Source organism: Cytobacillus gottheilii, from assembly GCF_900166665.1.
In the GTDB taxonomy this organism is placed as follows: Bacteria; Bacillota; Bacilli; order Bacillales; family Cytobacillaceae; genus Cytobacillus; species Cytobacillus gottheilii_A.
On sequence record NZ_LT800494.1, the window covers coordinates 2,211,568 to 2,238,206 of the forward strand.

At 37.8% G+C, this 26,639-nt stretch carries 27 protein-coding genes, 1 pseudogene and 2 riboswitches; of the genes and pseudogenes, 13 read left to right on the forward strand and 15 right to left on the reverse strand.

The window, feature by feature from the left end; translation table 11 throughout:
- Window positions 1-200: 200 nt before the first annotated feature.
- Window positions 201-1,943, reverse strand: coding sequence for an AAA family ATPase (locus B7E07_RS11000; RefSeq protein WP_080845916.1), 1,743 nt, complete (start codon window positions 1,941-1,943; stop codon window positions 201-203).
- Window positions 1,944-2,213: 270 nt separating this feature from the next.
- On the opposite strand from B7E07_RS11000, the gene B7E07_RS11005 reads away from it, so the two are divergent.
- Window positions 2,214-2,456 carry a hypothetical protein gene (locus B7E07_RS11005; RefSeq protein WP_080845917.1) on the forward strand — a complete coding sequence of 81 codons (243 nt, stop codon included), beginning with the start codon at window positions 2,214-2,216 and terminating at the stop codon, window positions 2,454-2,456.
- Between the two features lie 40 nt (window positions 2,457-2,496).
- On the opposite strand, the gene qoxD (B7E07_RS11010) is transcribed toward B7E07_RS11005, so the two are convergent.
- The 3 genes and pseudogenes from qoxD (B7E07_RS11010) to B7E07_RS11020 form a co-directional block, all read right to left on the reverse strand.
- Window positions 2,497-2,781: a cytochrome aa3 quinol oxidase subunit IV gene (gene qoxD / locus B7E07_RS11010; protein WP_066445065.1), complete on the reverse strand. Its 285-nt coding sequence runs from the start codon at window positions 2,779-2,781 to the stop codon at window positions 2,497-2,499.
- 1 nt (window position 2,782) lies between these two features.
- Complete coding sequence (gene qoxC / locus B7E07_RS11015) at window positions 2,783-3,379, reverse strand: cytochrome aa3 quinol oxidase subunit III (RefSeq protein ID WP_080845918.1); 597 nt, start codon at window positions 3,377-3,379, stop codon at window positions 2,783-2,785.
- A pseudogene (locus B7E07_RS11020) lies at window positions 3,376-4,197 on the reverse strand (cbb3-type cytochrome c oxidase subunit I); the annotation flags it as partial. The gene qoxC (B7E07_RS11015) and the pseudogene B7E07_RS11020, both read right to left, overlap by 4 nt.
- A 588-nt stretch (window positions 4,198-4,785) precedes the next feature.
- On the opposite strand from B7E07_RS11020, the gene B7E07_RS11025 reads away from it, so the two are divergent.
- Window positions 4,786-5,028, forward strand: a complete 243-nt coding sequence (locus B7E07_RS11025) for a hypothetical protein (protein WP_080845917.1) — start codon at window positions 4,786-4,788, stop codon at window positions 5,026-5,028.
- Window positions 5,029-5,068: 40 nt separating this feature from the next.
- Here the strand turns inward: B7E07_RS11025 and qoxD (B7E07_RS11030) are convergent, their stop codons facing one another.
- From qoxD (B7E07_RS11030) to qoxA, 4 genes are all read right to left on the reverse strand, one after another.
- On the reverse strand, window positions 5,069-5,353 hold the full coding sequence (gene qoxD / locus B7E07_RS11030) for a cytochrome aa3 quinol oxidase subunit IV (RefSeq protein WP_066445065.1): 285 nt from the start codon (window positions 5,351-5,353) through the stop codon (window positions 5,069-5,071).
- Between the two features lies 1 nt (window position 5,354).
- Window positions 5,355-5,951, reverse strand: a complete 597-nt coding sequence (gene qoxC, locus B7E07_RS11035; protein WP_080845918.1) for a cytochrome aa3 quinol oxidase subunit III — start codon at window positions 5,949-5,951, stop codon at window positions 5,355-5,357.
- On the reverse strand, window positions 5,948-7,897 hold the full coding sequence (gene qoxB / locus B7E07_RS11040; protein ID WP_080845919.1) for a cytochrome aa3 quinol oxidase subunit I: 1,950 nt from the start codon (window positions 7,895-7,897) through the stop codon (window positions 5,948-5,950). Before qoxB ends, qoxC (B7E07_RS11035) begins: the two co-directional genes overlap by 4 nt.
- 63 nt (window positions 7,898-7,960) lie before the next feature.
- Window positions 7,961-8,899: a cytochrome aa3 quinol oxidase subunit II gene (qoxA, locus tag B7E07_RS11045; protein ID WP_080845920.1), complete on the reverse strand. Its 939-nt coding sequence runs from the start codon at window positions 8,897-8,899 to the stop codon at window positions 7,961-7,963.
- Window positions 8,900-9,373: 474 nt separating this feature from the next.
- Between qoxA and B7E07_RS24440 the strand changes: the two genes are divergently transcribed.
- The 4 genes from B7E07_RS24440 to B7E07_RS11060 all read left to right on the forward strand — a co-directional run bounded on the left by B7E07_RS24440 (window position 9,374) and on the right by B7E07_RS11060 (window position 14,171).
- Window positions 9,374-9,502, forward strand: a complete 129-nt coding sequence (locus B7E07_RS24440) for a hypothetical protein (protein WP_257391433.1) — start codon at window positions 9,374-9,376, stop codon at window positions 9,500-9,502.
- Between the two features lie 329 nt (window positions 9,503-9,831).
- Complete coding sequence (locus tag B7E07_RS11050; RefSeq protein ID WP_080845921.1) at window positions 9,832-12,006, forward strand: beta-propeller domain-containing protein; 2,175 nt, start codon at window positions 9,832-9,834, stop codon at window positions 12,004-12,006.
- Between the two features lie 362 nt (window positions 12,007-12,368).
- Window positions 12,369-13,520 (forward strand): acyl-CoA dehydrogenase family protein, encoded by a 1,152-nt coding sequence (locus B7E07_RS11055; RefSeq protein ID WP_080845922.1) that lies wholly within the window; start codon window positions 12,369-12,371, stop codon window positions 13,518-13,520.
- Window positions 13,521-13,586: 66 nt separating this feature from the next.
- Window positions 13,587-14,171 carry a glycerol-3-phosphate acyltransferase gene (locus B7E07_RS11060; protein WP_080845923.1) on the forward strand — a complete coding sequence of 195 codons (585 nt, stop codon included), beginning with the start codon at window positions 13,587-13,589 and terminating at the stop codon, window positions 14,169-14,171.
- A 100-nt stretch (window positions 14,172-14,271) separates the two neighbouring features.
- On the opposite strand, the gene B7E07_RS11065 is transcribed toward B7E07_RS11060, so the two are convergent.
- From B7E07_RS11065 to B7E07_RS11085, 5 genes are all read right to left on the reverse strand, one after another.
- The gene (locus B7E07_RS11065) at window positions 14,272-15,483 is read right to left on the reverse strand and encodes a M20 family metallopeptidase (protein WP_080845924.1); all 1,212 of its coding nucleotides are present in this window, start codon (window positions 15,481-15,483) and stop codon (window positions 14,272-14,274) included.
- 72 nt (window positions 15,484-15,555) lie between these two features.
- Window positions 15,556-16,371 (reverse strand): MetQ/NlpA family ABC transporter substrate-binding protein, encoded by an 816-nt coding sequence (locus tag B7E07_RS11070; RefSeq protein ID WP_080845925.1) that lies wholly within the window; start codon window positions 16,369-16,371, stop codon window positions 15,556-15,558.
- An 18-nt stretch (window positions 16,372-16,389) separates the two neighbouring features.
- Complete coding sequence (locus B7E07_RS11075) at window positions 16,390-17,040, reverse strand: methionine ABC transporter permease (RefSeq protein WP_080845926.1); 651 nt, start codon at window positions 17,038-17,040, stop codon at window positions 16,390-16,392.
- On the reverse strand, window positions 17,030-18,061 hold the full coding sequence (locus B7E07_RS11080; RefSeq protein ID WP_080849164.1) for a methionine ABC transporter ATP-binding protein: 1,032 nt from the start codon (window positions 18,059-18,061) through the stop codon (window positions 17,030-17,032). Before B7E07_RS11080 ends, B7E07_RS11075 begins: the two co-directional genes overlap by 11 nt.
- Window positions 18,062-18,158: 97 nt before the next feature.
- A riboswitch (SAM riboswitch) is annotated at window positions 18,159-18,264 on the reverse strand.
- A 72-nt stretch (window positions 18,265-18,336) separates the two neighbouring features.
- Window positions 18,337-18,434: riboswitch (SAM riboswitch) on the reverse strand.
- A gap of 149 nt (window positions 18,435-18,583) precedes the next feature.
- Window positions 18,584-18,775, reverse strand: coding sequence for a hypothetical protein (locus tag B7E07_RS11085; protein ID WP_080845927.1), 192 nt, complete (start codon window positions 18,773-18,775; stop codon window positions 18,584-18,586).
- Between the two features lie 138 nt (window positions 18,776-18,913).
- Here B7E07_RS11085 and B7E07_RS11090 point away from each other — a divergent pair, with 138 nt between their 5' ends.
- On the forward strand, window positions 18,914-19,483 hold the full coding sequence (locus B7E07_RS11090) for a hypothetical protein (RefSeq protein ID WP_080845928.1): 570 nt from the start codon (window positions 18,914-18,916) through the stop codon (window positions 19,481-19,483).
- Between the two features lie 187 nt (window positions 19,484-19,670).
- Here B7E07_RS11090 and B7E07_RS11095 read toward each other — a convergent pair whose 3' ends face one another.
- Window positions 19,671-19,979 (reverse strand): hypothetical protein, encoded by a 309-nt coding sequence (locus tag B7E07_RS11095; RefSeq protein WP_080845929.1) that lies wholly within the window; start codon window positions 19,977-19,979, stop codon window positions 19,671-19,673.
- A 121-nt stretch (window positions 19,980-20,100) separates the two neighbouring features.
- On the opposite strand from B7E07_RS11095, the gene B7E07_RS23730 reads away from it, so the two are divergent.
- Both B7E07_RS23730 and B7E07_RS11100 read left to right on the forward strand, forming a co-directional pair.
- Window positions 20,101-20,256, forward strand: a complete 156-nt coding sequence (locus B7E07_RS23730) for a hypothetical protein (RefSeq protein ID WP_176215178.1) — start codon at window positions 20,101-20,103, stop codon at window positions 20,254-20,256.
- Window positions 20,243-20,578, forward strand: a complete 336-nt coding sequence (locus B7E07_RS11100; protein WP_080845930.1) for a DUF3889 domain-containing protein — start codon at window positions 20,243-20,245, stop codon at window positions 20,576-20,578. The genes B7E07_RS23730 and B7E07_RS11100 overlap by 14 nt, the downstream gene beginning before the upstream one ends.
- A gap of 173 nt (window positions 20,579-20,751) precedes the next feature.
- On the opposite strand, the gene B7E07_RS11105 is transcribed toward B7E07_RS11100, so the two are convergent.
- Window positions 20,752-20,931 carry an H-type small acid-soluble spore protein gene (locus B7E07_RS11105; protein ID WP_080845931.1) on the reverse strand — a complete coding sequence of 60 codons (180 nt, stop codon included), beginning with the start codon at window positions 20,929-20,931 and terminating at the stop codon, window positions 20,752-20,754.
- Window positions 20,932-21,122: 191 nt separating this feature from the next.
- On the opposite strand from B7E07_RS11105, the gene B7E07_RS11110 reads away from it, so the two are divergent.
- The 4 genes from B7E07_RS11110 to B7E07_RS23735 all read left to right on the forward strand — a co-directional run bounded on the left by B7E07_RS11110 (window position 21,123) and on the right by B7E07_RS23735 (window position 26,597).
- Window positions 21,123-21,341 carry a hypothetical protein gene (locus tag B7E07_RS11110; protein WP_080845932.1) on the forward strand — a complete coding sequence of 73 codons (219 nt, stop codon included), beginning with the start codon at window positions 21,123-21,125 and terminating at the stop codon, window positions 21,339-21,341.
- A gap of 399 nt (window positions 21,342-21,740) precedes the next feature.
- Complete coding sequence (locus B7E07_RS11115) at window positions 21,741-24,581, forward strand: 2-oxoglutarate dehydrogenase E1 component (protein ID WP_080845933.1); 2,841 nt, start codon at window positions 21,741-21,743, stop codon at window positions 24,579-24,581.
- A 14-nt stretch (window positions 24,582-24,595) separates the two neighbouring features.
- Window positions 24,596-25,858 carry a 2-oxoglutarate dehydrogenase complex dihydrolipoyllysine-residue succinyltransferase gene (odhB, locus tag B7E07_RS11120; RefSeq protein ID WP_080845934.1) on the forward strand — a complete coding sequence of 421 codons (1,263 nt, stop codon included), beginning with the start codon at window positions 24,596-24,598 and terminating at the stop codon, window positions 25,856-25,858.
- 595 nt (window positions 25,859-26,453) lie between these two features.
- Window positions 26,454-26,597, forward strand: a complete 144-nt coding sequence (locus B7E07_RS23735) for a hypothetical protein (protein WP_176215179.1) — start codon at window positions 26,454-26,456, stop codon at window positions 26,595-26,597.
- The last annotated feature ends 42 nt before the right edge of the window (window positions 26,598-26,639 follow it).

The following is a 26,639-nucleotide window of genomic DNA, read 5'->3' on the forward strand; positions in this document are numbered from 1 at the left end:
TTGTAAACGAAAAAATCGGCAAGCCTTCTTTAATTGGTCCTTTTGATTTAGATAGAGTAGGGAAGGCTTATTTTTCATTTTTTAGCACAAAATATGGGGGGAAAGAGGGAACAGAGAGATTCATATGTATTTTTTATTCTCTATATATAAAAACCTCCAGTCATGGAGGGAACTCCACAACTAGAGGCAGCTTCATTTATTTACACAATAATTAAATGTTCGGGTGGTTCAGATCCAACATGATCAACGATTCTTTGTACTTCTGAACCTTCAAGAGTTTCATACTTTAATAATGCCTCAACAAGATCATCAAATTGAATACGATTATCAGCAATGATCGTTTCTGCTTTCTTTAATGCTTTGTAAAAAAGCTCTTGCATATTCTCTTCTTTTTGTTTGGTATTAAACGTAAGAGTAAAGCCATCTTCAAGTAAGCCTGTGTCAACCATTTGTTCTATGATTGATTTAGCTTGTTTAACATCACCGCTGACACCAATACTATGCTCACCAAGAATGACTCTTTCAGCAGTACCTCCAGCTAAAATCATTGCGACTTGATCTAAAAGCTCAGACGCGGTGGAAAGCTGCAGTTCTTTAGTCAAAGGTGCAACATAGCCGAGTGCTTGACCACGCGGAATAATGGTAGCTTTTCGGACGGAGCCCGGTTTTGTTTTGGCAGCCACAAGAGCATGTCCAGCTTCATGAATGGCAACTCTTCTTTTTGTATCCGCATCTTGTAAAGCGCGGCTGCTTGTTCCAAGAATGGTTCTGTCTAAAGCGAAATCAAGATCATCGCGTGAAATAATCTCTTGCCCAGCTTTAGCCGCTCTTCTGCTGGCTGTCTCGAAAAGAGAATGCAGATCAGCACCTGAGAATCCAGACGTGCTTTCAGCTAATTGGCCTAAAAATGATGCTACATCGGGAGCTAATTGACGGTTTTTTGAATGAATATCGATTATTTCTTTTCGTCCCTTAGTATCCGGAAGGGGAACATGGAAAGAAAAATCGATTCTTCCTGGCCGTAAAAATGCTTCATCTAACATATCGCGTCTGTTTGTTGCGGCAATGAAAAGAATTCCATCGTTTGAAAGTCCTCCATCTAATTGGACAAGCAGTTCAGTTAATGTTTTTTCGCCTTCTTCACCGCCATGCTGCTTTCTGCGTCCGGCAAGGGAGTCAACTTCATCGATAAATACGACTGCTGGAGTTTGTTTTCGGGCATTTTGAAAGAGAGAGCGTACCCGCGATGCACCAACACCTACAAACATTTCATTAAAAGCTGAACCACTTGTACTAAAGAATGTAGCGCCAATTTCTTTTGCAATCGCTTGAGCAAGTAAAGTTTTGCCTGTTCCGGGCGGCCCGTACAATAATATTCCTTTAGGTGGTTTAATTCCCAGACGCAATGCTTTCTCCGGATCTTTAAGAGTGGCTAGTGTCTGTAAGATTTCATCTTTCATTTCCTCTTGAATCCCGCCTACATCTTCTAAAGATACAGTTGGCAGTTCTTTCGGCTTTGAAACACTCTGTTTCATAGAATTAGCAGCACCTAAACCGCCTTTTCCTGATTTAAATAAGTAAAAACCAAAACCAGCCATTACTGCGACTAGAAATAGTAAAGTGAACATTGTGTATGGATTTGCGGAAGAATAGCTATATTGAACTTCATAGTTTTCAACAAACTTGTTTACCATGTCGCTATTTGGGGGAACATGTGAAATATATTCTTGTTTATCAGCGGTGATAATTAATTTTCCGCTTTTAAATTCTTCTATGGATTTTTCATCTGAAGATGAAATTATATTTTCAACCTGGGAAAATGGAATCGTTGCCTCTTTGTCTTTCATATTCATGAAAGTAAAAAATAATGCTAAAATCACGACCGAAGCTGCTGCTAACCAAAGAAATGATGAGCCTTTTCTAAAAAGTGATTTCAACCTCATACCTCCTTATATATCTATCTATATTATAGACTACTTGTCCGCTAAGTGTTAGCGATAGACTGTTTTTAAACGTGGTAATTGTTGGTTAAATGAAGGGTGATCCTTTAGATAACTAAAGAAATGAATTGGAAAACCTATATATTCCAATTATGATGATGATGTTTAATGAGGTTAGAAAAAGTCAATATATAAATATAGAACATTTTGTGAAAATAAATTGACAATTTTGTGAACAAAGGAATATTATAGAGATACAGGAGGGTGATGGATATGAGTAAACATCGAACCATGTTAAAGGCAATTAGATACTGTGGAATTTCAATTTTATCAATTGGCATTATTCTGTTTACAATAGGTTTCCTTGAAAGCGGTTCCAGTATTCTTACCCCAATAGGAATCGGAACAGTAATGGGAGCAATTTTTATTTTCTTAATGGGTGTGTTCTTTGTAGCAACTGAAGAAACACTTGAAAAAACAGAAAAGACTTCAGGCGGATTTTTATTTAAAAGATAAAAAGGAGCGACGTTAGTCGCTCCTTTTTGTTTGCTGCGGTTTATACATAACCCCATACCATTGTCAGTAAAGTACCTAGTATTGTAACAATGGCAATAAAGATTCCATAATAGACATTTGTGTAAATATGAGCTTTGTCTTCTGATTCTCCAGCATGCATAAACATAACCAGCTGCAGACCTGCTTGTATAAATGCTGTGACAAGCAGGATTGTCATTCCCGCAGTAAAAGACATATCAAAGAAATAAACGGCTAATGCTACTGCTGTTAAAACAAGAGAGAAGATAAAGCCCATAACTTGTTTTATAGGAAATAATTCTTTCATATTACATCATTCCTTTCAAGTAGATGAAGCTGAAAATAAAGATCCAAACTACATCCAGGAAGTGCCAGTAAAGAGAGAATATGAAAGATTTATTAGCAGTTTGAGGTGTTAAACCACGCTTCTTAATTTGAATCATGATGAATAATCCCCAAACAAGACCAAATGTTACGTGAGCTCCATGCGTCCCGAGCGTTGTTAAAAGGATGGAGGTGAATGCACTTGTCTGCAAGGCAGCACCCACATGGATATAATGATTAAATTCGTAAATCTCAACACCTAAGAATGCAAGACCAAGAATTAACGTGATTCCAAAGAAGACTAACATTGGTTTTGTTCTTCCAAGTCTCATCGCGTGGATCGCAAGTCCAATTGTGAAACTGCTTGTTAAAAGCAGAATAGTTTCTGCCAGCACTGGTGTTAATTCAAAAATAGAAGAGCCAGCAGGGCCGCTTCCAGTTCTGTCGGCTAGGACAAAATAGGAAGCGAATAGTGTAGCAAATAGCATGATTTCAGCGCCAAGGAAAATCCAAAAGCCTAAAATTTTCATTTGATTTTCTTGTGTACTGTATTCAAGAGGGAGTGAATGATCTATTTTCATACGGTAGGACCTCCCAGTTTTTCTTCAGTTTCTTTTATTTCTTCAACAGAGATGTAGCGGCCATGATCTTTTTCAAATGACTGATAAGCCATGCAGCCGAAAATTCCGAGCGTTGCAATAATTAATGGAATCCACATTGCAAATACGAATGAGAAGCCCCATACAAAGAAGATGCTGCTCAATATGAAAGGAATTGGACTGTTGTTTGGCATGTGAATCTTTTCAATTTCACCTTTAAACAACTTATGGCCTTTCTTTTTAGCGTCCCAGAATGCTTCAGTTGATTCAACATTAGGGACAATTGCAAAGTTGTATTCCGGTACTGGGCTACGTGTAGCCCATTCAAGTGATCTTGCATCCCATGGATCTGAACCGATATCTCTCGGAGCGTAACGAATGCTATAGTAAATATTATAGACAATCAATGCAAAACCAATTGCAAGGCCGATAGCTCCGACAAAAGAAATCATATTCCACATTGTAAAGCCTGCTTGTTCAGAGTATGTGTACATTCTTCTTGCTTGGCCATCGAGACCAGAGAAGAACATTGGAATGAAAGCAACCAGTGTACTGATGGAAATAATCCACGCACTTAATTTTCCAAGTTTTTCATTTAACATAAAACCAAACATTTTTGGCCAGTAGTAAGTTAATCCAGCAAGCATTGCGAATACGACACCTGGAATAATAACTAAGTGGAAGTGAGCAACTAGGAACATCGTATTATGATACTGGTAGTCAGCTGCTGACATTCCCNCTGATTTAAATAAGTAAAAACCAAAACCAGCCATTACTGCGACTAGAAATAGTAAAGTGAACATTGTGTATGGATTTGCGGAAGAATAGCTATATTGAACTTCATAGTTTTCAACAAACTTGTTTACCATGTCGCTATTTGGGGGAACATGTGAAATATATTCTTGTTTATCAGCGGTGATAATTAATTTTCCGCTTTTAAATTCTTCTATGGATTTTTCATCTGAAGATGAAATTATATTTTCAACCTGGGAAAATGGAATCGTTGCCTCTTTGTCTTTCATATTCATGAAAGTAAAAAATAATGCTAAAATCACGACCGAAGCTGCTGCTAACCAAAGAAATGATGAGCCTTTTCTAAAAAGTGATTTCAACCTCATACCTCCTTATATATCTATCTATATTATAGACTACTTGTCCGCTAAGTGTTAGCGATAGACTGTTTTTAAACGTGGTAATTGTTGGTTAAATGAAGGGTGATCCTTTAGATAACTAAAGAAATGAATTGGAAAACCTATATATTCCAATTATGATGATGATGTTTAATGAGGTTAGAAAAAGTCAATATATAAATATAGAACATTTTGTGAAAATAAATTGACAATTTTGTGAACAAAGGAATATTATAGAGATACAGGAGGGTGATGGATATGAGTAAACATCGAACCATGTTAAAGGCAATTAGATACTGTGGAATTTCAATTTTATCAATTGGCATTATTCTGTTTACAATAGGTTTCCTTGAAAGCGGTTCCAGTATTCTTACCCCAATAGGAATCGGAACAGTAATGGGAGCAATTTTTATTTTCTTAATGGGTGTGTTCTTTGTAGCAACTGAAGAAACACTTGAAAAAACAGAAAAGACTTCAGGCGGATTTTTATTTAAAAGATAAAAAGGAGCGACGTTAGTCGCTCCTTTTTGTTTGCTGCGGTTTATACATAACCCCATACCATTGTCAGTAAAGTACCTAGTATTGTAACAATGGCAATAAAGATTCCATAATAGACATTTGTGTAAATATGAGCTTTGTCTTCTGATTCTCCAGCATGCATAAACATAACCAGCTGCAGACCTGCTTGTATAAATGCTGTGACAAGCAGGATTGTCATTCCCGCAGTAAAAGACATATCAAAGAAATAAACGGCTAATGCTACTGCTGTTAAAACAAGAGAGAAGATAAAGCCCATAACTTGTTTTATAGGAAATAATTCTTTCATATTACATCATTCCTTTCAAGTAGATGAAGCTGAAAATAAAGATCCAAACTACATCCAGGAAGTGCCAGTAAAGAGAGAATATGAAAGATTTATTAGCAGTTTGAGGTGTTAAACCACGCTTCTTAATTTGAATCATGATGAATAATCCCCAAACAAGACCAAATGTTACGTGAGCTCCATGCGTCCCGAGCGTTGTTAAAAGGATGGAGGTGAATGCACTTGTCTGCAAGGCAGCACCCACATGGATATAATGATTAAATTCGTAAATCTCAACACCTAAGAATGCAAGACCAAGAATTAACGTGATTCCAAAGAAGACTAACATTGGTTTTGTTCTTCCAAGTCTCATCGCGTGGATCGCAAGTCCAATTGTGAAACTGCTTGTTAAAAGCAGAATAGTTTCTGCCAGCACTGGTGTTAATTCAAAAATAGAAGAGCCAGCAGGGCCGCTTCCAGTTCTGTCGGCTAGGACAAAATAGGAAGCGAATAGTGTAGCAAATAGCATGATTTCAGCGCCAAGGAAAATCCAAAAGCCTAAAATTTTCATTTGATTTTCTTGTGTACTGTATTCAAGAGGGAGTGAATGATCTATTTTCATACGGTAGGACCTCCCAGTTTTTCTTCAGTTTCTTTTATTTCTTCAACAGAGATGTAGCGGCCATGATCTTTTTCAAATGACTGATAAGCCATGCAGCCGAAAATTCCGAGCGTTGCAATAATTAATGGAATCCACATTGCAAATACGAATGAGAAGCCCCATACAAAGAAGATGCTGCTCAATATGAAAGGAATTGGACTGTTGTTTGGCATGTGAATCTTTTCAATTTCACCTTTAAACAACTTATGGCCTTTCTTTTTAGCGTCCCAGAATGCTTCAGTTGATTCAACATTAGGGACAATTGCAAAGTTGTATTCCGGTACTGGGCTACGTGTAGCCCATTCAAGTGATCTTGCATCCCATGGATCTGAACCGATATCTCTCGGAGCGTAACGAATGCTATAGTAAATATTATAGACAATCAATGCAAAACCAATTGCAAGGCCGATAGCTCCGACAAAAGAAATCATATTCCACATTGTAAAGCCTGCTTGTTCAGAGTATGTGTACATTCTTCTTGCTTGGCCATCGAGACCAGAGAAGAACATTGGAATGAAAGCAACCAGTGTACTGATGGAAATAATCCACGCACTTAATTTTCCAAGTTTTTCATTTAACATAAAACCAAACATTTTTGGCCAGTAGTAAGTTAATCCAGCAAGCATTGCGAATACGACACCTGGAATAATAACTAAGTGGAAGTGAGCAACTAGGAACATCGTATTATGATACTGGTAGTCAGCTGCTGACATTCCCAGCATTACACCTGTAACACCACCGATTGTAAATAACGGAATGAAAAGCAGAGAGTAAAGCATAGGTGTCGTAATAACAATTTTTCCTTTCCAGAGTGTAAAGAGCCAGTTAAAGATTTTTACACCTGTTGGGACGGCAATAGCCATTGTTGTGATTGAGAAGATACTGTTAACAAACGCACCTTGACCCATTGTAAAGAAGTGGTGAACCCAAACAAGGAACGAAAGCAATGAAATAATAACCATTGATGCGACCATTGATTTGTAGCCGTATAGGTTTCTGCGCGCGAAAGTTGAAATGATTTCACTGTATATACCAAAAGCAGGCAATACTAAAATATATACTTCAGGATGTCCCCAAACCCAGAACAGGTTGGCCCATAACATGTCCATACCGCCATTATTGGTTGTAAAGAAATTTGAAGCAAAGAGTCGATCAAGTGTACCCATTGCAAGAGCAACTGTTAAAACTGGGAATGCAAAAACGATAATAATATTTGTGATAAACGCTGACCATGTGAACATAGGCATTTTCATTAAAGTCATGCCTGGTGCTCTCATTTTTAAGATGGTTGTCATAAAGTTGATTCCTGTCGCCAGAGTACCGATCCCGGCAATCTGCAGGGCAATCATATAGTAGTTGGTCCCAACAGACTCACTAAATTCTGTACCGGCAAGCGGGAAGTATGATGTCCAGCCTGCATCCGGTGAACCACCGATGACAAATGAGATGTTAAAGAGCATAGCTCCCATGAAAAATAACCAAAAGCTTAGTGCATTTAAGCGAGGGAAAGCTACATCTCTTGCACCAATTTGCAATGGTATAACGAAGTTCATCAGTGCCATAATAAATGGCATAGCCATGAACATGATCATAACAACTCCGTGAGTTGTAAAAATTTCATTATAGTGCTGTGCATCTAATAATTTGTTCTCCGGCATTGAAAGCTGAGCTCTCATCATGATCGCATCAGCGCCACCGCGGAAGAGCATAAGAAGCGCAGAAATTAAATACATAATACCGATTCGTTTATGGTCAACTGTTGTTAACCACTCGCGCCATAAATAGCCCCATTTTTTAAAGTAAGTTAATCCAGCGAGAATAGCAATTACGGTTAATCCAATAGCGACCATGGATGCGTATATTGCTGGGCTTGGATGCGGTATGGCGAATCGTTCAAAGAATTCCATACGATTATCTCCCTTCAAGTATAGCAGTCAAGTTTTCTAGCTTTAAATATTCTAATCTATCAATTAATGATGATGTTCCGATTCTTCGTGATCATGCTCTTCATCATTATGTTCTTCATGATGATCGTCATCAGATTCTTCTTCATTAGTAGAAGAGCCATGGTTATGTCCTCCGTGTTCTCCTTCTGGAGCAGGGCGGAAATCAAGATGTGTTCCTGTAAATGTTAATTGGCCAAGATGACCTGGTTCAAGAAGTTCATCAAATTTATCTTCTGTAAGCGGGGAAGCTGTTTCTTTGACTTCTTCTACCCATTCATCAAATTCAGTTTGTGACATAGCCGTTACATTAAATGTATTTTCAGCGAACCCTTTTCCATTAAAGTTTGCATTTCTTCCCATGTACTCACCAGGAACATCTGCAGCAAGGTGTAGCGTGTTTACCATATCGGACATGGCATACTTTTGTCCGCCTAATTGCGGAATCCAGAAGCTGCTGATTGTTCCAAAAGAATATAATTTAAATTCAAGTGCCCGGTCAGTTGGAACATAAAGATAATTGACTGTTTCAATTCCTTCTTCTGGATAGCTGAAATGCCACTTCCATGCAGAAGAAGATGCATATACTACTAAAGGTTCTTTGTCTTCATATCCTGCAGGTGTAGCTTCAACTTTATAGTTGCTTTGAACAGACATGAAAGAGAGAACTGCAACAATGAGTACTGGAATCCCAACACAGATTGTTTCAACGAGAATGCTGCCCTCAATATGTGGAGGTTCATAATCTTCTGATTGCTTTGAAGCTCTGTATTTAATTAACATGTAGGCTAAAATACCAAAAACAGCTATAACAATAAACAACATGATGACAGCTGAAATAATAATATCATTTGCCTGTACTGCAGCCTGCGGACCTTTTGGATCTAGAACAATTAATTGTTCACACCCCGTAAGCACTGTGGCAATAGTAATAACAAGAAAGAGAATTGCCGATTTAAGTTTCATTATTGTGCTCCTTTCAAAAATGAATGAAAAATATTATTCATCATTACTAAACTATTAATGTTCACTTTAACAGTCTCTATATTAGTATCATATAATGTTAATTACAATCATTTGTGATATGTGTCACAAAAAGTTCATGATTAAACGAGCTGTTTTTGTCACAAAATGTTCAAAAATAGGCTAGTAAATGATTGGTAATCTTGAAATCATGTTAGTAATTCTAAGTATCTTAGAGTATTATTAGTTTTTTTATCTGCTCAGAGCAGTATGATTAATGTTTTTCTACTATAATTCGTTCTTGTAATGTTATATCATTTTTGACGTTTATATATGTACATATAAGGGTAAATTACATTACAACTGACTATACCCCCAGAAAAATGTCTTTAATCACGAAATGTATTGTAAACTGCAAAGTTCAATACATTGTCACATTTTTTCTTTTGAATCATTTATTATACAAGGAGTCTGATTATGAAAATCTTTGATGGTGATATTGACCAATTATTAGACGATACATCTGATATGGCTGATGAAGATATTTCTCATCTAATCAGACATATTGAAATAGATCTATTGCTGGAAAGCACTCAAGATTGGTGAAAGTAATTCAGTTTAATATATTATTATTTCATCCGAGCATAAGAGGTTGAAACATAAGTATACAGTACATATTTCCGAATGGTTGGGTATTCATAGCCCTAGTCATTCGGTTTTTTTATAGGCTCAATTTTTAAATTTTTTTTAACAGGTTTCTGCCAGTATAACTTGTAATTATTCGCTTGTGGACATAGGCATTTTATTTTTTTCCCGCTCTCTTGTGAACCTTTATTAATTAAATTAACTAATGGTGATAAGCTGCTAGAAATTTAGTGCATCATTGTAACCTGCTTCCAGGTATTCTCGTCAAAAGGGATAAAGGGGTGTTATCAATGAAAAGAAGATGGCTTGTTATGATCCTTTTGCTGCTTATACCAGCGGCAATCAGTGCTGTTATTATGGGTACACAACTCAAGGTTGTCAGCCAGATTGATACTGTAGACGCGAAGGTGCTCAGTAATAAAACGTGGAAAATTTATTTTTCACAAAAACTCGATCATCATACTGTAAATGCTCAAACCGTATACGTGGTCAATGATGAAGGGGAGAAACAAAATGTTACTCTAGATCTAAGTGATGATCAAAAGGCCATTTTTATCAGACCTCCTGAAACAGGATATGAAGCAAGAGCAGGTTCATACAAGCTATTATTGTCAGATGATATTCAATCTGTGCATGGCAGGAGCTTAACTGCACAAAGAGAACAGTCATTTAGTGTCGAGCTTACATTGCCGAAAGCGGAGTCGGTAGCTCAAATAAATGACCATTTTCTTTCACTTTTAAGCAGTAACAGACGTTCAAATAAGTTTGAACTTTTCAGCAGTTCGGAGTCTGTAGAAGAAAGCAGTATGGATAACAGCGGCGCAGCAGAGGGAGGAGGGCAGCATTCTGAAACAAATATCCAAGTTGAAGGTGTCGACGAAGCAGATGCAGTAAAAACAGATGGTCAATACATTTACCGGGCAGCAAATGGAGAAGTGCAAATTGTTTCTGCTTATCCGGCTAATAAAATGGAAGTCATGTCCGTGCTGAAATTCAATCAGGAATTTAGTCCAGAGTCATTGTTTTTGCATGAGCAACAGCTTGTGGTTATTGGACATAGTTATACTGAAAATAGAAAAAGTGTGGAAGGTTATGTTCAAGACACATCTTTTCCCGCATATTATCAAGGTGTAAAGGCGATTGTTTTTGATATTGAAAATAAAAAGGACCCGAAAGTAATACGTGAAATTGAAGTCGAGGGTTACTTAACAGCCGCACGGATGAAAGAAGGAAAGGTATTTATGCTTGCTAATCAATATCCAGATATTTGGATATTAGAGGAGAACCCTGAAGCAGATCTGCGCCCAATGTTTAAAGATACCGTAAAATCTGATTCCTTCGAGCGTGTGGACGTAAAGAATATCAGTTATATACCAGCATCAAAAGATCAAAACTTCACAAATATTGCTGTCTTTGATTTAAATCAAAAAAACAAAGAAGCTGTACTCTCCACTTTTATTGGCAGCGGTGACAATATATATATGTCAAAAGATTATCTTTATATGGCGTCAAATGATTTCTCCTTAATGCCATTGCGTCAAAATAGTATTGATGATTTTAGTCCAGATACAACCATTTATAAATTTAAGTTTGAAGACTTAAAAACCGTTATGATGGCAAGTGCAGAAATTAACGGAACCATTTTGAATCAATTTTCGATGGATGAGCATGAGGGTTATTTTAGAATTGCGACAACCAAAGGTAGTACATTTAATGATGACAGGCCTTCAGCTAACAATTTATATATTCTAGATGAAAATTTACATGAAGTTGGAAATGTAGAGGATTTAGCACGAGGGGAAAGAATTTATTCTGCACGTTTTATGGGCGATAAGATATATATTGTTACCTTTAAGGAAACAGATCCACTGTTTGTGATAGACAGCAGTGATCCTCAGTCACCTAAAGTTCTTGGCGAGTTGAAAATTCCTGGTTTCAGTAATTATTTACATCCTTATGATGAAAATCATTTAATTGGATTCGGTTATGATACAAGGGTGGAAGCTGGTAAAAACGGAAGCGAGCCGCTCGTCTTTACAGAGGGCATTAAAATGTCACTCTTTGATGTTACTGACATGAAAAACCCAAAGGAAAAATTTACAGAGATTATTGGCGGCCGGGGCACCTATTCGCCATTAAATGATGACCATAAAGCATTATTGTTTAATAAAAAGAAAGATATTTTCGCATTTCCCATTACGGTATATGAAAACAGAAAAGATAAACAGTATGATAGTAAATACACCTTCCAGGGCGCATATGTATACGGAGTTGATCTAGAGAATGGGTTTACGATAAAAGGAAAGATGACCCATCAGGACAATGATGCCATCTATGAAGAATGGGAAGATACTATTGACAGGCTAGTTTACATTAACAACACCATCTACGCATTATCCCCTGAAGCCATATCAGCATATGATATGGACACATACAGAAAAATAAATGTAATGGATATCAACTAGGAAGAAAACGAGACTGGGACATATAAGTATTTAATACGAACATAGAACCGAATGGTTAGGAAGTCAATCTTTCTCATTATTCGGTTCTTTTGTTAAGTTAAAATATATCTTTTAAACATGAGTGATATGGAGCGGAGGGCACTCTACTTCTGTGGGAAATATAGGAAAGGATGAGCCCGCGCAGCAGCTTCCTCCCCAATGAAAGCGAGGGTCCGCAGCGAAAGTGGAACGTATTTGTTTACATGTCTAAATGATTTCATTAAATACTCCTTCAAGATATGCCTATGATGCATGGTAATTCACATTAGCAGAAAAATCCAGTAAAATAAAGAAATAATCCGATTGGAAAAGAGGGAATTAAATTGAATTTTTTACAAATAGATCATGCCAAAGAGCGTTTGCACGCTCTTGAGAAAATAGCTGAAAACTTTCGTAAAAGAGCAGATGCACATGATACGGAAGGGACATTTCCTTTTGAAAATATTAGTGAGTTAAAGCAATCAGGCTATACGGCATTGACAGTTCCTAAAGAATATGGAGGCCAAGGAATTTCATTGGCAGAACTTTTACACCTGCAGGAAACAATAGCAGAAAGAGATGGATCAACTGCTCTCTCAATTGGCTGGCATATGGGAATAGTCCATAACCTATTTGAAAAAAAAGAATGGGATAAACATATTCTTCAGTGGATTGCTAAAGAAGTACTTAATGGTGCCCTTATTAATACATTGGCAACTGAAAAGCAAACAGGCAGCCCGACAAGAGGAGGCAACCCGCATACAACTGCAAGAAAACAGAATAATGAGTGGATCATTAATGGCCGTAAAAGCTTTGCAACCATGTCACCTGTACTCGATTATATGATTGTAACCGCGACGATTACAGAAACGGAGGAAGTTGGCAGTTTTATCATCCCCGCAAACAAAGAGGGAATTATAATAGAAGAAACTTGGGATAGTGTTGCAATGAAAGGAACAGGAAGTCATGATGTTATTTTTAAAGATGTAGTCATTAAAAATGATCATTTAGTTGAAATTATGCAGCCATGTCCTAAGCGGGCCAATGGCTGGCTTCTTCATATACCTGCCTGTTATCTAGGCATTGCTCGTGCTGCCCAATCCTACTCCATTCAATTTGCGAAGAAATATACTCCTTCAAGTATTAGTAAACCGATTATTGAACTGCCCAATGTTCGTCAAAAGCTTGGCGAGATTGAGCTTGAGCTATCCAAGTCCCGCTATTTTATGTATGGAGTTGCAAAAGAATGGGATGAAAAAAAGAATGAAGCAAGAGATAACATGACACCAATTCTTTCAGCCGTTAAACACGAAGCTACAAATAGTGCGATCAAAATTGTTGATTTGGCTATGAGAGTTGCCGGTGCACATAGCTTGTCCCAAAGTAATCCGCTCCAAAGATATTACCGGGACGTTAGAGCAGGGCTGCATAATCCTCCTATGGATGATATGACCATCGAACAGCTTGCGGCGTTTTCAATAGACAAGCAGAAGTAAAGATTATCATATAAAAGCTCTTGTCATGTTATAATAATGGAAGTATATATTCACTAGGAGAACCTTATGGTGTTCATGATCTACTTGTTTGCATATTTTGCTGGAAATCTATTGACCGGTGTCTTAATCAGCAGTCTATTTAAAAAAGGGGATATAAGGGGAACAGGGTCCGGAAATCCAGGAGCACGAAACGCGGGACGGTTGTATGGAAAAAAGGCATTTATTTTTACATTTTTAGGAGATGCAGTAAAAGCAGCTATTGTTGTAGTAGTGTGTTCTATTTTTCAGTTATCGCCGAGCGAAACGCTATTTGCACTTCTACTGACTATTCTTGGGCATATAAAACCAATTCTTTTTCAATTTAAAGGCGGAAAAGGCATTTCATCCTTTATTGGCGGAATTCTTGTTATCGAGCCTATTATGGCCATTTTCATTATTCTCGGTTTTATTATCCTTTATCCGATTTCCAAAAGTTTTACGATAGCTGGGCTAGGGTCTTTTATAGTAATCCCATTTACAGCTTATTTTGTTTTTCACTATACAATGGCAGAGGTTCTTTTGATTTTCCTAATTATCTTAATCGTAATTGCAGCACACCAGAAAGATATAAGAGGTTACTTTATTAAAAAATTCACTTCCAAAAATACATAACTTAAACTAAAATCTTTTCAAAATCAGCAAAAGACCCGAACGATCAGAGCGAATCGTTCGGGTTTATTTATGGCTATATTTGATTCTGCTAAGGTTATGATTACTTGTTTTCTAAGGCTTTCCTTTCATTAAACTCGGCTGCAATGCCAGCTAAAACCTCAGTGTCAGTAATTAGCTTTAATGCAGTTAAGGCAAGTGCTTTAGCACCTGTAATCAATGCTTGATCTCCTTTTGGAGAAGCAGCTGCTTCTCTGAATGGAACAGTGTGAGGGATCAGACCACTTGAACCAATCTTAATATAAGGATGGATGGTTGGCACCACTTGGCTAATATTTCCTGCATCAGTCGAACCAAGCCCTTCGCGAACGCCCATAACTGTTTCTCCTAATTCTTCTGCAGCTTCTCTAAAGATCTCATCGTACTTTTCATTAGCAAGAAGGTTATCTACTGCATTTTGAAAAGCAATAACGTTTAATTTTGCCCCAGTGGCCAAGGCTGCACCTTCTGCAACTGCCTTCACTTTTTGAGTTACTTCATTTAATTTTGCTCTTGTTGCTGCACGAATAAAGAAGCGTGCTTTAGCATATTCAGGAATAATATTTGGCGCATCTCCGCCATGTGTGATAATCCCATGAATACGCACATCATCTGTCAGCTGCTGTCTTAATGCATTAATTCCATTGAACAATTGAATAACAGCGTCCAATGCATTAATGCCTTCGTGCGGGGAAGCTGCAGCGTGTGCTGGTTTGCCGGTATATTCAAAATCAAGCGGATCAACCGCCAGGGAAGGACCAGTCAAGCGTGTTTCACTGTTTGGGTGAATCATTAAGGCTGCATCTATTCCATCTGTTAGATTATGTTTTACAAAGCTTCCTTTTGCACTTCCGTTAGGTCCGCCTTCTTCGGCGGGTGTTCCGAATACAACCGCTTCACCGCCTGTTTCTTCAATAACTTTACTCAATGCAATGGCAGCAGCTGTACTTGTTGTGCCAATAATATTATGGCCGCATGCATGACCAATTCCTGGGAGAGCGTCATATTCAGCTAAAAATGCGATTGAGGGTCCGGGTTTGCTGCTCTTTTTGCGTGCGACAAAAGAAGTTTCGTGCCCTGCAACGGCCTTTTCTACAGCGAAACCTTCTTTTTCAAGCAGTTCAGTCAGAAGGGAAGAAGCAAAGAATTCTTCGTTTCCTATTTCCGGGTTTTCATGAATTTTATGACTTGTTTCGATGTATACTGATTTGTTATCTTCTACATTTTGAATGATTTTTTCTTTTAGAACAGCTGCTGATTGAGTTGATGTGCTCATTTTATTTCCTCCTTATAATGGAGGAGGTTCTTGCGTAAGACAAAAACCTCCTTGAAGATTTAGAGTAACGGTTTACCAGCCAATATTGCTTAGTGGTACAAATGTAGGGATTAAGTTGCCGTCATATTCTTTTTCAATAAACTCTGCTGTATCTTCTTCTTGGTAAAGCTCGGCGATTCTCTTATATGTTTCGTTATCTTTGTCTTCTGCATTGGCAGCAATAATATTAATGTAAGGTGTTGCCGTTTCGCTTTCATGATAAATAGCATCAGTCAATGGAGTAAGTCCTGCATCACGTGCAATTCCATTGTTAATAAGAGATACAGCAACATCCGGCAATGCTCTTGGCGTTTGAGCAGGAACCATTTCAACTAATTCAAGGTTTTTAGGATTATCGGTTACTTGGGTTAAGTTCCCGTTAGAATCAAAGTCTTCAGGCAGTCCGATAAGTCCTGCGTCTTCAAGAAGCATTAATGCACGGCCTTGGTTAGATGCATCATTTGGAAGTGCAATTTTTGCACCATCAGGAATGTCATTAACATCTTCGTATTTGTCAGAATAAATCCCCATCGGTGCAAGAACGGTTGTAGCAATGGGAACAAGATCCAGGTTGTGTTCTTCAATAAATACATCGAAGTAGGCAACGGTTTGGAATGCATTAAGATCCAATTCTCCTTCTGCAAGTGCAGTGTTTGGTGCTACGTAATCAGAGAATGAGACAATTTCAATATCAATGCCTTCTTTTTCTGCTTTTTCAGCAATGAAATCCCACGTTCGCGTATCTGTTCCGCTAATGCCGATCTTTACTGTTTCAGAGCTGTCGCTGGAGCAGCCTGCTGCAAAAGCTGCGAAACCTAATAGAATGCTAGATAGTAATAGTTTTTTCATGATGTGTTTCCTCCTAAATTATCTTCGTCTAATTTTTTTAGCAGTAAAATTCCCTAAGCTTTGTAACCCTTGCACAATAACAACGAGAATGGCAACGGTGATGATCATTGTAATTTCATCAAAACGCTGATACCCATATGTAATGGCTAAATCGCCAATACCGCCTGCGCCGACTGCTCCTGCCATCGCTGTTGCACCAACAAGCCCGATGGTTGCAATGGTAAGCGCAAGTACTAGGGAACTTAGAGCTTCAGGAAGCAGAAACTTAGAAATGACCTGCCATGGTGTAGCTCCCATAGCTTCAGCTGCTTCAAGAACCCCTGGGTCTACTTCTAATAAAGAATTCTCTACTAATCTCGCAATATATGGCCCTGCATAAAAGACAAGCGGGACAATTGCCGCTGCTGTCCCAATGGAAGTGCCAACAATTAATCTTGTGACTGGAATGAGCGCAACCAGTAAAATAATGAATGGTACTGAACGGAAAATATTAATGATTCCATTTAAAATATTAAAGACAGGCAAGTTTTCAAGCAGATGTCCTTTTCTTGTTACGACCAGTAAAATACCGAGCGGCAATCCAAGCAGGGTTGAAAATAAAAGTGAAAAAGTGACCATTTGTATCGTTTCAATTAAAGCTTCAATAATTTGGTCTGTATTAGCTAGCATGTTCATTCACCTCCTTAATGCTGATCTCCTTTTCTTGGATATAAGTTAAGGTGCGGGCAATTTCCTTTTCATCTCCTTGGAACTCAACTATTAAATTTCCAAACGGTATTCCCTGTAATTCTGTAATATTGCCAAAAAGCACATTTATATGAATATCAAACTTCTTGGAAATTTCCGATAATAATGGCTGTCCGGCTTTGTTGCCAACAAAGTTAATGCGGAATATTTTTTGCATGCCTGCATGCTGCTGAATCAGTTCCTGAATGGATTCTGGTAGCTGATCATTCATAACCGTACTGACAAAATTTCTTGCCGTTACTGTTTGCGGAGAAGAAAAGACATCAAATACAGACCCTTCTTCAATAATTTGTCCTGCTTCTATCACTGCAACACGATCACAAATCTCCCTAATAACTGACATTTCATGGGTAATGATTAAGATGGTAATATTGTATTCTTTGTTAATTTTTTTTAACAGCTGTAAAATCGAGCTGGTTGTCTGCGGATCTAATGCAGATGTTGCTTCGTCACATAGCAAAATGGACGGCTGTGTTGCTAAAGCTCTTGCAATACCAATTCGCTGCTTTTGTCCTCCAGAGAGCTGGTCAGGGTAATTATCTGCTTTGTCAGCTAGACCGACAAACTCGAGCAGCTCTTCCACACGTTTCTTAATCTGATCTTTTGGTGTATTCACTAAAGTAAGAGGCATTGCCACATTGGCAAAGACAGTTTTAGAATTTAGTAGATTAAAATGCTGAAAAATCATCCCGATATTCTTCTTTACTTTTCTCACCTCTTTGACTGATAGGGAGGTAAGGTCGTGTCCATCTACAATGACATGACCGGACGTCGGACGTTCAAGCAAGTTCACACAGCGAATGAGTGAGCTTTTACCAGCTCCGCTGAAGCCGATTACACCAAATATTTCTCCCTTATTGATTTTTAGATCAATTCCGTTAAGCGCAGCAACCTGCTGTCCGCCGCTATCGTATACTTTTCTGAGCTGCTGAAATTCAATCAAACTTTTCATCTCCATTTCCAGTTGTGTTTCATAGATAAAAAAATCTCCTTCTCGAAAGAAAGAAGGAGATTTGCAAACAAAATACAGCAATGAAGTCTCCTTATCTTTCAAGCTCTTCAGCTTGCTGGATTTGGCACAAACTTCAGATTGAAGCCGCTGCCGAGGTGTCATAGGGCCAGTCCCTCTACCTCTCTCGATAAGAATATTATTTAGTTAAAAATAAAAACCCTCTTCTACATAAGAAGAGGGCAATAGATAATAAACGATCTGACCTCTTCTCATCTTTCAAGACATGCTTGCTGGAGTTGGCACAGAATAAAATTCCGCTGCCGAGGTGTCATAGGGCCAGTCCCTCAACCTCTCTTGATAAGAAGTGTGTTCGTATTTTGTTTTTTAAACTTGATTATTAATTTAACGCATTAAATCATAGATGTCAAATATTTTTTTGAAATAATTTTATTTTTTATTAAATTCTTAATGTGAAATGCTACAAAATCCTTGCTTTATAGTCATTCTATTACTTTATTCCTCAAAATATTCTTTAATTTCTTTTTCATTTGATCCATTATAATAAGGATTTTCTTCTGTAGAGTTTTTCTCATCTAGATTCGTGCGAATGACTAACGATGGACTGGAAGAATGCTGTGCAATTAAACGATCGTCAAGTTTAGTGAACGGTGGCAATTTATCATTTCCGATGTTTTTGTTCTCCATAGTAAACACCTCCTGCTATTAGCTTTGCTAACAGTTATACAAAATATCCATATACGGTTTTGGTTTTAGCATATGCAAAAAAAGGTAAGATAATATTAAGTTATTTACCAAGGACGTGCTTTATGAGGGGAAGGAATTTTGAGTATGCTGGATACTATATTAGATATTATTGAAAAAAAAGGTCCCATCTCACTGCTTGCATTATGTGCAGAAATAAATCATAGAAACGAAAAAGCGGAAAAGGGGAAAACAGTACAATTAGCAGATGTTCAAACAGTGATTGACCGGAAGAAGGATTTATTCATAATACAAAATGGAGAGATCATAATTGATCCCAATAAAGACCCAATACGGCTGCGTGTCTCATTAGGAGGTCATCCCGGACCTTGGTATAAAATTAATATTGATTTTGAACAGCATCAATTTCATTATTTTGAATGGCATTTAAGCAGATTTTCTAATACCAATCGTTTTCCTCAAAAAGCAGGTAATATCGATGCGTTTAAAAGACAAATATACCGATATAGAATTTGGAATTGGCTTGAATTTTATGAAGATGACGGTTTGCGATTAGAAGATACCTATTGGGATGTGAAACTTGAGACAAAGGGAAAAGTATACAAAATGAAAGGGTATGATTCCTATCCAGCGGAATGGACTGAATTTTGTATATCATTGTCAGAATTGATTGGAAAGAGAATATGCTGAAACTTCTTTGAACTGTGAGAAAAACAGAGACAAGCGATGAATTACCTAAAGAATGACCCGAACGGATAGGAAAAGATTTTAGCGAATCTGGTATCGTTTGGGTGTTTCTTGTGTTTTTAACTCTTTATTTTATAATCACCAATAAACCTCCTTTAAGATAAATTTATCGGTATTTTTGTAGCTTTAATTAATCACTATCAATGATTCGCAGGATAAATGCTTCATTGATTTCATCAATAAATAGGCAATATTCATGCTCATAATCAACGTTTAATAATAATTGAAGTTCTTTCGGAATATAGACTGCACCGCTTTCAGAAATAATTCTCTTATTGTTTGTAGTGTTTGAGCGAGCCTTCTGAATAATCACCTGTTTCTTAACATACGAAAGTTCTGCAACCTTCCCCGGCAATAAACCAAATTCTTTTCTCCATTTACTAGGCAGCTGGATTTTTCCGGTTTTACTGAAATTTTTGCATTTATAAATATCAGGCATTGAAAATCATCTCCATTTTATTCTTATATACCTATTTCACCAAATCACAGGTTAAAAACATCACGCATAAAAAGACGCTCCAATCTTCAAACTGATTATATAAGGATGGGAGGCTAAAAAAGTGGATGAACAAAGAGAACAAACTCGCGATATAGATGAAAAAGACATTCTGCATCATTTATTGGAGGAACAAATTGCGTATATTTTAGTAGACGAAGAACGGGAAAGAACGAAAAATGAACATTTAAAAAAGGGAGAGCAGCATGACCTGGACTAAAAGTGTTTTTCTAATTTTTTCATTCATTTTTGCTGGTGACATAACGTCTTTAGAACCGATGGCCAACAATCAAGTGGTCATTCAAGATGGATATGCTAAATGGGGAAGATTAGCCGTCAAATCTGCAAAGAAAAAGTTTCCTAATGCTCAAATGGTTGATTATCGCTACGATGGACGAGTTGACAAAGATAAAATAGCAATAGAACAATTCACCCTGTGGGCTAAGGAAGGGGAAGAGGAATTCGGTGTCATAGTCATGATAGAAGTCGATCAAAAAACGAATAAGTTAATAAAAATTGACGTAAATAAAAAGTTACAATAATAATATTATGTAAACTAGTGGGTGGCTTGTCCTTTCAGCTTATAAAAAAACCGAATGATTAGCAGTTTATTGATTACTGTCTAATCATTCGGGTAATTTTGTTACTATATACGTTTAACTTTGGTGTGGTTGAGAATCTAGATGCTTTGGGGCATTTTCCAGCAGCATTCATGTCATTCTTCAATTAAATAAAGAACGGGTACTTCATCCTCACGGTCAGGTTCTTTCTTATAATAGATCCTAGCCGTTTTGGTGTGTTCGTCCACATGTTGGATAATTACTGGTTCATCCAAATACGTAATATTAAAGGTTTCTGCAGCAGAAGATATTTCAATGGCACGCCCAATATTCACTCATGTTCCTCCTAATTCCTGTATATAGGTTATTTTGTCAAGTCATTGAAATTTTATTCGGAAAAAATTAGTAGAAAGTAATCCATAGTTACTGTTGAATCCTATTTTTTATACTATAATGAAACAAAGTTCTAAAATAAAATATTGGTGCTTTTCATTAAAGTGGAGGAAGAAAGGGTGGAGAATTTTTCATGCAATTTCATGTTCATGCTGAGGAACTGGCGAGTGCAGATGATCCAATAGTTATTGCAACAGAAGATGGCATAGAAGTGATTCATCAATGTAAACAAAACCAATGCTTTATGTGCAGCGGTCATATTGATTATCCGCGAAATTTGAGATCTCCAATTGATCATGCAAAGTTTGTGCAAAAGGTTAAAGAGCCACTATATTTAGTTGAAATGTGTTAAGCCGGACAGTTGCCTTTTTCTATTAAGTAATGACAAAGAGGTCCATCTTAGCTTCATAATTGTTTTTTCGCTTGCCGAAATGGGCAAGTTTTTTGTGTTTCATAAGTTAACAATATTGAAAATACTTACATAATAAACCGAATGGCAATTCATTTTCTCAATATAAGTATTTTTCTAAAAAATAATATATTATTTTCCACTATTTTCGTGTTTTTATCTTTGTATCTATGCCTTTAACGTGTTAAAATGGCTATGGAAACGTTTTATCCTCTGAAAAATAATATTATTCACAATTTTTTCCGTGGTTTTTTAATCGGAGTATTTGAATATCATTTAAAGAGGATAAAATTTTAATATTATATAAAAAACATTTAAAAAGAGTTATGGAGGTAATTTTCCATGAAAAAGCCATCTAATGGCGAAGGGCCATTTGGTCTTGGTTTTCACGGCCCAAACCTCGGCTATGTAATTGAGCTTTATGAAAAATACTTAGAAGATCCACAATCAGTTGACGATGAAATGAGAACGTTTTTTGAAGAAAATGGATCACCATTCCAGGAAACTGGATCTGTATCTCAACCTGTTTCGAGTGCAGACCATGCAGTAACTGCAGGCCAATTGGAAAAAAGTCTGGCAGCGATTAAACTTGCTGACAATATTCGCTCCTACGGTCACTTGGGGGCAAAGATATTCCCTTTAAATGACCGGCCGGCTGAAGAAGCTCTATTTGATTTAAAAACATATGGATTAACAGAAAATGATTTATTAAATGTGCCTGCACATGTCATTTGCTCAGAAGCGCAAATTCCGCTTCGAAATGGAAAAGAAGCTATCGATTATTTAAAATCCGTTTATATGGGACCAATCGCTTTTGAATTTAATCATGTATATGATGCTAGTGAAAAAGAATGGCTCCGACGCAAAGTTGAAAGCAATAGTGTAAGGGCTTCCCTATTAAAAGAAGAGAAGGTTAAGGTTTATAAACGCTTAACAGAGGTAGAGGAATTTGAGAAATTTCTACATCGTACCTTTGTTGGTCAAAAGCGTTTTTCAATAGAAGGTTTGGATACAATGGTTCCCCTCTTGGACGAAATTGTATCAGAATCAGTAGGTGATGGTGCAAAGACAATAAATATTGGTATGGCACACCGCGGCCGTTTGAATGTTTTGGCACATGTGCTTGGGAAACCGTATGAAATGATTTTTGCAGAATTTCAGCATGCACCAAATAAAGATTTAGTCCCTTCTGAAGGCTCAATTGGCATAAGCTATGGCTGGACAGGAGATGTAAAATATCACCTTGGACTTGATAAGCAAATTAAGGCTGAGAATACGACGGTTGCACGATTGACATTAGCAAACAACCCAAGTCACCTTGAATTTGTAGGTGCAGTAGTTGAAGGCTACACAAGAGCCTCTCAGGATGATCGATCTGCTTCTGGCTATCCTGAAGTAAACCACAGCAGTGCGTTGTCCATCATTATACATGGTGATGCTGCGTTCCCGGGCCAGGGAGTGGTTGCTGAAACGTTAAACCTTGGACAGTTAACAGGTTACGACACCGGCGGTTCCATCCATTTAATTGCAAACAACACAATTGGATTTACGACAGAATCACATGATTCCCGCTCAACAAGATATGCGAGTGATTTAGCAAAAGGGTATGAGATCCCGATTCTTCATGTGAATGCAGACGATCCCGAAGCTGTTGTATCAGCAGCTAGATTGGCATGTGAATATCGTGCTAAATTCCAGAAGGACTTCTTAATTGATTTAATTGGCTATCGCCGTTTTGGCCACAATGAAATGGATGAGCCAATGACAACGAATCCATTAATGTACAACATTATTCACCAGCGTCCAACAGTTAAAGAGCTTTATGGGCAACGACTTTTAGAGGAAGCATCAATCTCTGAGGATCATGCAAAAGAAATTCACGGCGAAGTAATGGCAAAGCTGAAAGCTGCTTATGAAAAGGTGCCAGCTAAAAAGAAAACCGTTCAAATGGATGATATGAATCCGCCAGAATTCGTTGATAAGGAGCTTCCATTTATTCCTACAGCTGTTTCAATTGACAGACTGAAGCAAATGAATGAAGAGCTGCTGACGTGGCCTGAGGATTTTAAAGTTTTTGATAAGCTGGGTAAAATCTTAAAACGCCGTACAGATGCCTTAGAAGGAAATGGCAAGATTGATTGGGGATTAGCCGAAACACTTGCTTATGCTTCTATTTTAGCGGATGGAACACCAATTCGTTTAACTGGACAGGATTCAGAACGCGGAACTTTTGCACAGCGGAATGTTGTCCTGCACGACCATACAACGGGCAAAGCATATTCACCATTGCACAAGCTCGACTCTGCTAAGGCTTCTTTTGCTATCCATAATAGCCCATTATCAGAAATGGCTGTACTTGGCTTTGAATATGGATACAATGTTTTTGCACCTGAAACTCTAGTATTATGGGAAGCGCAATATGGGGATTTTGCCAACTCTGCTCAAGTAATGTTTGACCAATTTATTGCTGCTGGCCGTGCAAAATGGGGACAAAAATCTGGTCTTGTCATGCTCTTGCCTCATGGATATGAAGGACAAGGACCAGAACATTCAAGTGCAAGGTTAGAGCGATTCTTAATCCTAGCCGCTGAAAATAACTGGACTGTGGCAAACCTGTCATCATCGGCTCAATACTTCCATATTTTGAGAAGACAAGCAGCGATTCTAAATAAAGAAGAAGTTCGGCCGCTCGTCATCATGTCGCCAAAGAGTTTGCTTCGTAATCCACTTGTTGCTTCAAATGGCATCGAGTTGAGTGAAGGTGAATTTAAATCCGTTATTGAACAAAATGGTCTAGGTGAAAATCATGAGGCCGTAACACGGATTGTCTTAGCGACAGGAAAAATGTCGATTGATTTAGCAGAAAGTCTTAGTAAAAAAGAGGATATGGATTGGCTTCATGTTTTACGTGTTGAAGAAATCTATCCATTCCCTTTAATTAAAATAAATGAAATCATGAGCCGCTATCCAAACCTTCAGGAAATCGTTTGGGTTCAAGAAGAGCCGAAGAATATGGGAGCATGGACTTTCATTGAACCTCGTCTGAATGAAATCGCACCTGAAGGATCTGCTGTGAGTTACATCGGCAGACGCCGCAGATCTTCACCTGCTGAGGGAGATCCAAATGTGCATAAAATGGAGCAAGCGAGAATAATCGAAGAAGCATTAACACGTAAGCAATAAGGGAGGAAATTAAGGTGGCAGAAATTAAAGTTCCTGAATTAGCAGAATCGATTACGGAAGGTACGGTTGCACAATGGCTTAAACAGCCAGGTGATGCAGTAAACAAAGGGGATTACATCGTTGAACTTGAAACGGATAAGGTAAATGTTGAAATCATTTCCGAATACAGCGGTGTATTATCAGAATTAAAAGCACAGGAAGGCGACACAGTAAATGTTGGGGAAACGATTGCTGTTGTTAGCGAGGGCGGAGAAGCGCCTGCACCTGCTGCATCAAAAACAGAAGAACCACCAGCTGTACAAAAGCAAGAAGAACAAAAGGCACCTGCTGCTGCAGAAAAAGCTGAAGAAACTGCTTCAGCATCTGGCAAACAGCGTCCGATTGCATCACCTGCTGCCAGAAAAATGGCCAGAGAAAAAGGAATTGATTTAACTCAAGTGCCAACTGCAGATCCGTTAGGCCGAGTTCGTGCACAAGATGTATCTAGTTATAATCCTGAAGCAAAATCAGCGCCAGCTGCACCGGCACCAGTATCAAAAGCACCATCCCAGCCTGCTGCAGCGTCAGCAGACAGTAAGCCAGTTGAACGGATTCGCATGACTCGCCGCAGACAAACGATCGCAAAACGTCTTGTGGAAGTTCAGCAAACAGCTGCTATGCTAACAACGTTTAATGAGGTTGATATGACAAATGTTATGGACCTTCGCAAAAAACGCAAAGATAAGTTCCAGGAAGATAACGATGTTAAGCTTGGATTTATGTCCTTCTTCACAAAAGCAGTTGTCGCTGCTCTGAAACGCAGCCCATTATTAAATGCTGAAATTCAAGGCGATGAGCTTGTGCTTAAAAAGTTCTATGACATTGGAATTGCTGTTTCAACAGATGAAGGATTAGTTGTTCCAGTTGTCAGAGATGCTGATCGCAAAAACTTTGCCGAAATTGAAAAAGATATTGTTGGTCTTGGCAAAAAAGCAAGAGATAATAAATTAGCCATTTCAGATTTACAGGGCGGTACGTTCACGATTACAAATGGCGGTGTGTTCGGTTCATTACTGTCAACGCCAATTTTAAATGGACCTCAAGTGGGTATTTTAGGAATGCATTCCATTCAGCTGCGCCCAGTTGCCATCGATGCAGAAAAAATGGAAAATCGCCCAATGATGTATATTGCTTTGTCCTACGATCACCGAATTGTAGATGGAAAAGAAGCGGTTACGTTCTTAAAACGTGTGAAAGAGCTTATTGAAGATCCTGAATCATTATTATTTGAAGCATAAGAAAACGGGGGCCTTTGGCCTCCGTTTTTCATTTTAGTTTAACTGATCGAGTGTTGTTCTTGGTCATCGCTGCAAAGTTGAAAACTTCTTGTTTTGCATATGAGGAAGCGGTGAAAATAAGCGGAGATATTACCCTTATTTCCGAAATTGAGCTATTTTTTTGTGAAATAAGCGGAGTTTTCCGATTATGTTGAAAAAAATCGCTAATTTACAAGTTTTTCGGTCAGTTAGTCGGAGTTTCTCCTTTTATTTAAGCACAAATTTAGCAATTTTACGATTTAAACGGAATTCTTCCGTCTATTTTTAAGAGATTTATAAACCTATAGTTTTGGAAAATCAAATTAATTACTTTGCCTGTTGATTTGAAACATAAACGTGTGAGACACCTGCTTAGGATCAGAACCCTCTCTGTTAGAATAGGAGTACACGATCTGGACATCTTTGTACATATGGATGATTAAAAAAAAGTTTGCAAACCAGCCTATTCTAAAAAAATGGGTTTTATTTAAAGGATAAGTAAGGATTTAAAATTTTTGCATTAAGGAAACTTTTTGGCTTATGTGCATAAACTGTAGTAAAAGCAGGAGTGGTGATCATGAAAGGAAGAAAAGAAAAGATTGTCCTGTATAGTTGTCTGCTTAAAAAGATCGGTATTCTAACAAAAGAGGATTTACATTCAATCGCAAGCTTAAATGATGTTTCGCTGCATAAAGAGAACAAAGAGAAACATCTGTTTTAAAATAAAAAGAACGGAAGGGCTCCTTCCGTTCTTCATCAATCA

What these genes read in the sequence shown, in the direction of transcription:
- B7E07_RS11025 (WP_080845917.1), top strand. Translation starts at nt 4,786, where the DNA reads ATGAGTAAACATCGAACCATGTTAAAGGCAATTAGATACTGTGGAATT.
- B7E07_RS11110 (WP_080845932.1), top strand. Translation starts at nt 21,123, where the DNA reads ATGCAATTTCATGTTCATGCTGAGGAACTGGCGAGTGCAGATGATCCA.
- B7E07_RS11095 (WP_080845929.1), bottom strand. Translation starts at nt 19,979, where the DNA reads ATGCCTGATATTTATAAATGCAAAAATTTCAGTAAAACCGGAAAAATC.
- B7E07_RS11075 (WP_080845926.1), bottom strand. Translation starts at nt 17,040, where the DNA reads ATGCTAGCTAATACAGACCAAATTATTGAAGCTTTAATTGAAACGATA.
- qoxC (WP_080845918.1), bottom strand. Translation starts at nt 5,951, where the DNA reads ATGAAAATAGATCATTCACTCCCTCTTGAATACAGTACACAAGAAAAT.
- B7E07_RS23735 (WP_176215179.1), top strand. Translation starts at nt 26,454, where the DNA reads ATGAAAGGAAGAAAAGAAAAGATTGTCCTGTATAGTTGTCTGCTTAAA.
- B7E07_RS11070 (WP_080845925.1), bottom strand. Translation starts at nt 16,371, where the DNA reads ATGAAAAAACTATTACTATCTAGCATTCTATTAGGTTTCGCAGCTTTT.
- B7E07_RS11100 (WP_080845930.1), top strand. Translation starts at nt 20,243, where the DNA reads ATGACCTGGACTAAAAGTGTTTTTCTAATTTTTTCATTCATTTTTGCT.
- B7E07_RS11050 (WP_080845921.1), top strand. Translation starts at nt 9,832, where the DNA reads ATGAAAAGAAGATGGCTTGTTATGATCCTTTTGCTGCTTATACCAGCG.
- B7E07_RS11005 (WP_080845917.1), top strand. Translation starts at nt 2,214, where the DNA reads ATGAGTAAACATCGAACCATGTTAAAGGCAATTAGATACTGTGGAATT.
- B7E07_RS11085 (WP_080845927.1), bottom strand. Translation starts at nt 18,775, where the DNA reads ATGGAGAACAAAAACATCGGAAATGATAAATTGCCACCGTTCACTAAA.
- qoxD (WP_066445065.1), bottom strand. Translation starts at nt 2,781, where the DNA reads ATGAAAGAATTATTTCCTATAAAACAAGTTATGGGCTTTATCTTCTCT.
- qoxB (WP_080845919.1), bottom strand. Translation starts at nt 7,897, where the DNA reads ATGGAATTCTTTGAACGATTCGCCATACCGCATCCAAGCCCAGCAATA.
- B7E07_RS11060 (WP_080845923.1), top strand. Translation starts at nt 13,587, where the DNA reads ATGGTGTTCATGATCTACTTGTTTGCATATTTTGCTGGAAATCTATTG.
- B7E07_RS11115 (WP_080845933.1), top strand. Translation starts at nt 21,741, where the DNA reads ATGAAAAAGCCATCTAATGGCGAAGGGCCATTTGGTCTTGGTTTTCAC.
- B7E07_RS11065 (WP_080845924.1), bottom strand. Translation starts at nt 15,483, where the DNA reads ATGAGCACATCAACTCAATCAGCAGCTGTTCTAAAAGAAAAAATCATT.
- qoxD (WP_066445065.1), bottom strand. Translation starts at nt 5,353, where the DNA reads ATGAAAGAATTATTTCCTATAAAACAAGTTATGGGCTTTATCTTCTCT.
- qoxA (WP_080845920.1), bottom strand. Translation starts at nt 8,899, where the DNA reads ATGAAACTTAAATCGGCAATTCTCTTTCTTGTTATTACTATTGCCACA.
- qoxC (WP_080845918.1), bottom strand. Translation starts at nt 3,379, where the DNA reads ATGAAAATAGATCATTCACTCCCTCTTGAATACAGTACACAAGAAAAT.
- B7E07_RS11000 (WP_080845916.1), bottom strand. Translation starts at nt 1,943, where the DNA reads ATGAGGTTGAAATCACTTTTTAGAAAAGGCTCATCATTTCTTTGGTTA.
- B7E07_RS24440 (WP_257391433.1), top strand. Translation starts at nt 9,374, where the DNA reads ATGAAAATCTTTGATGGTGATATTGACCAATTATTAGACGATACATCT.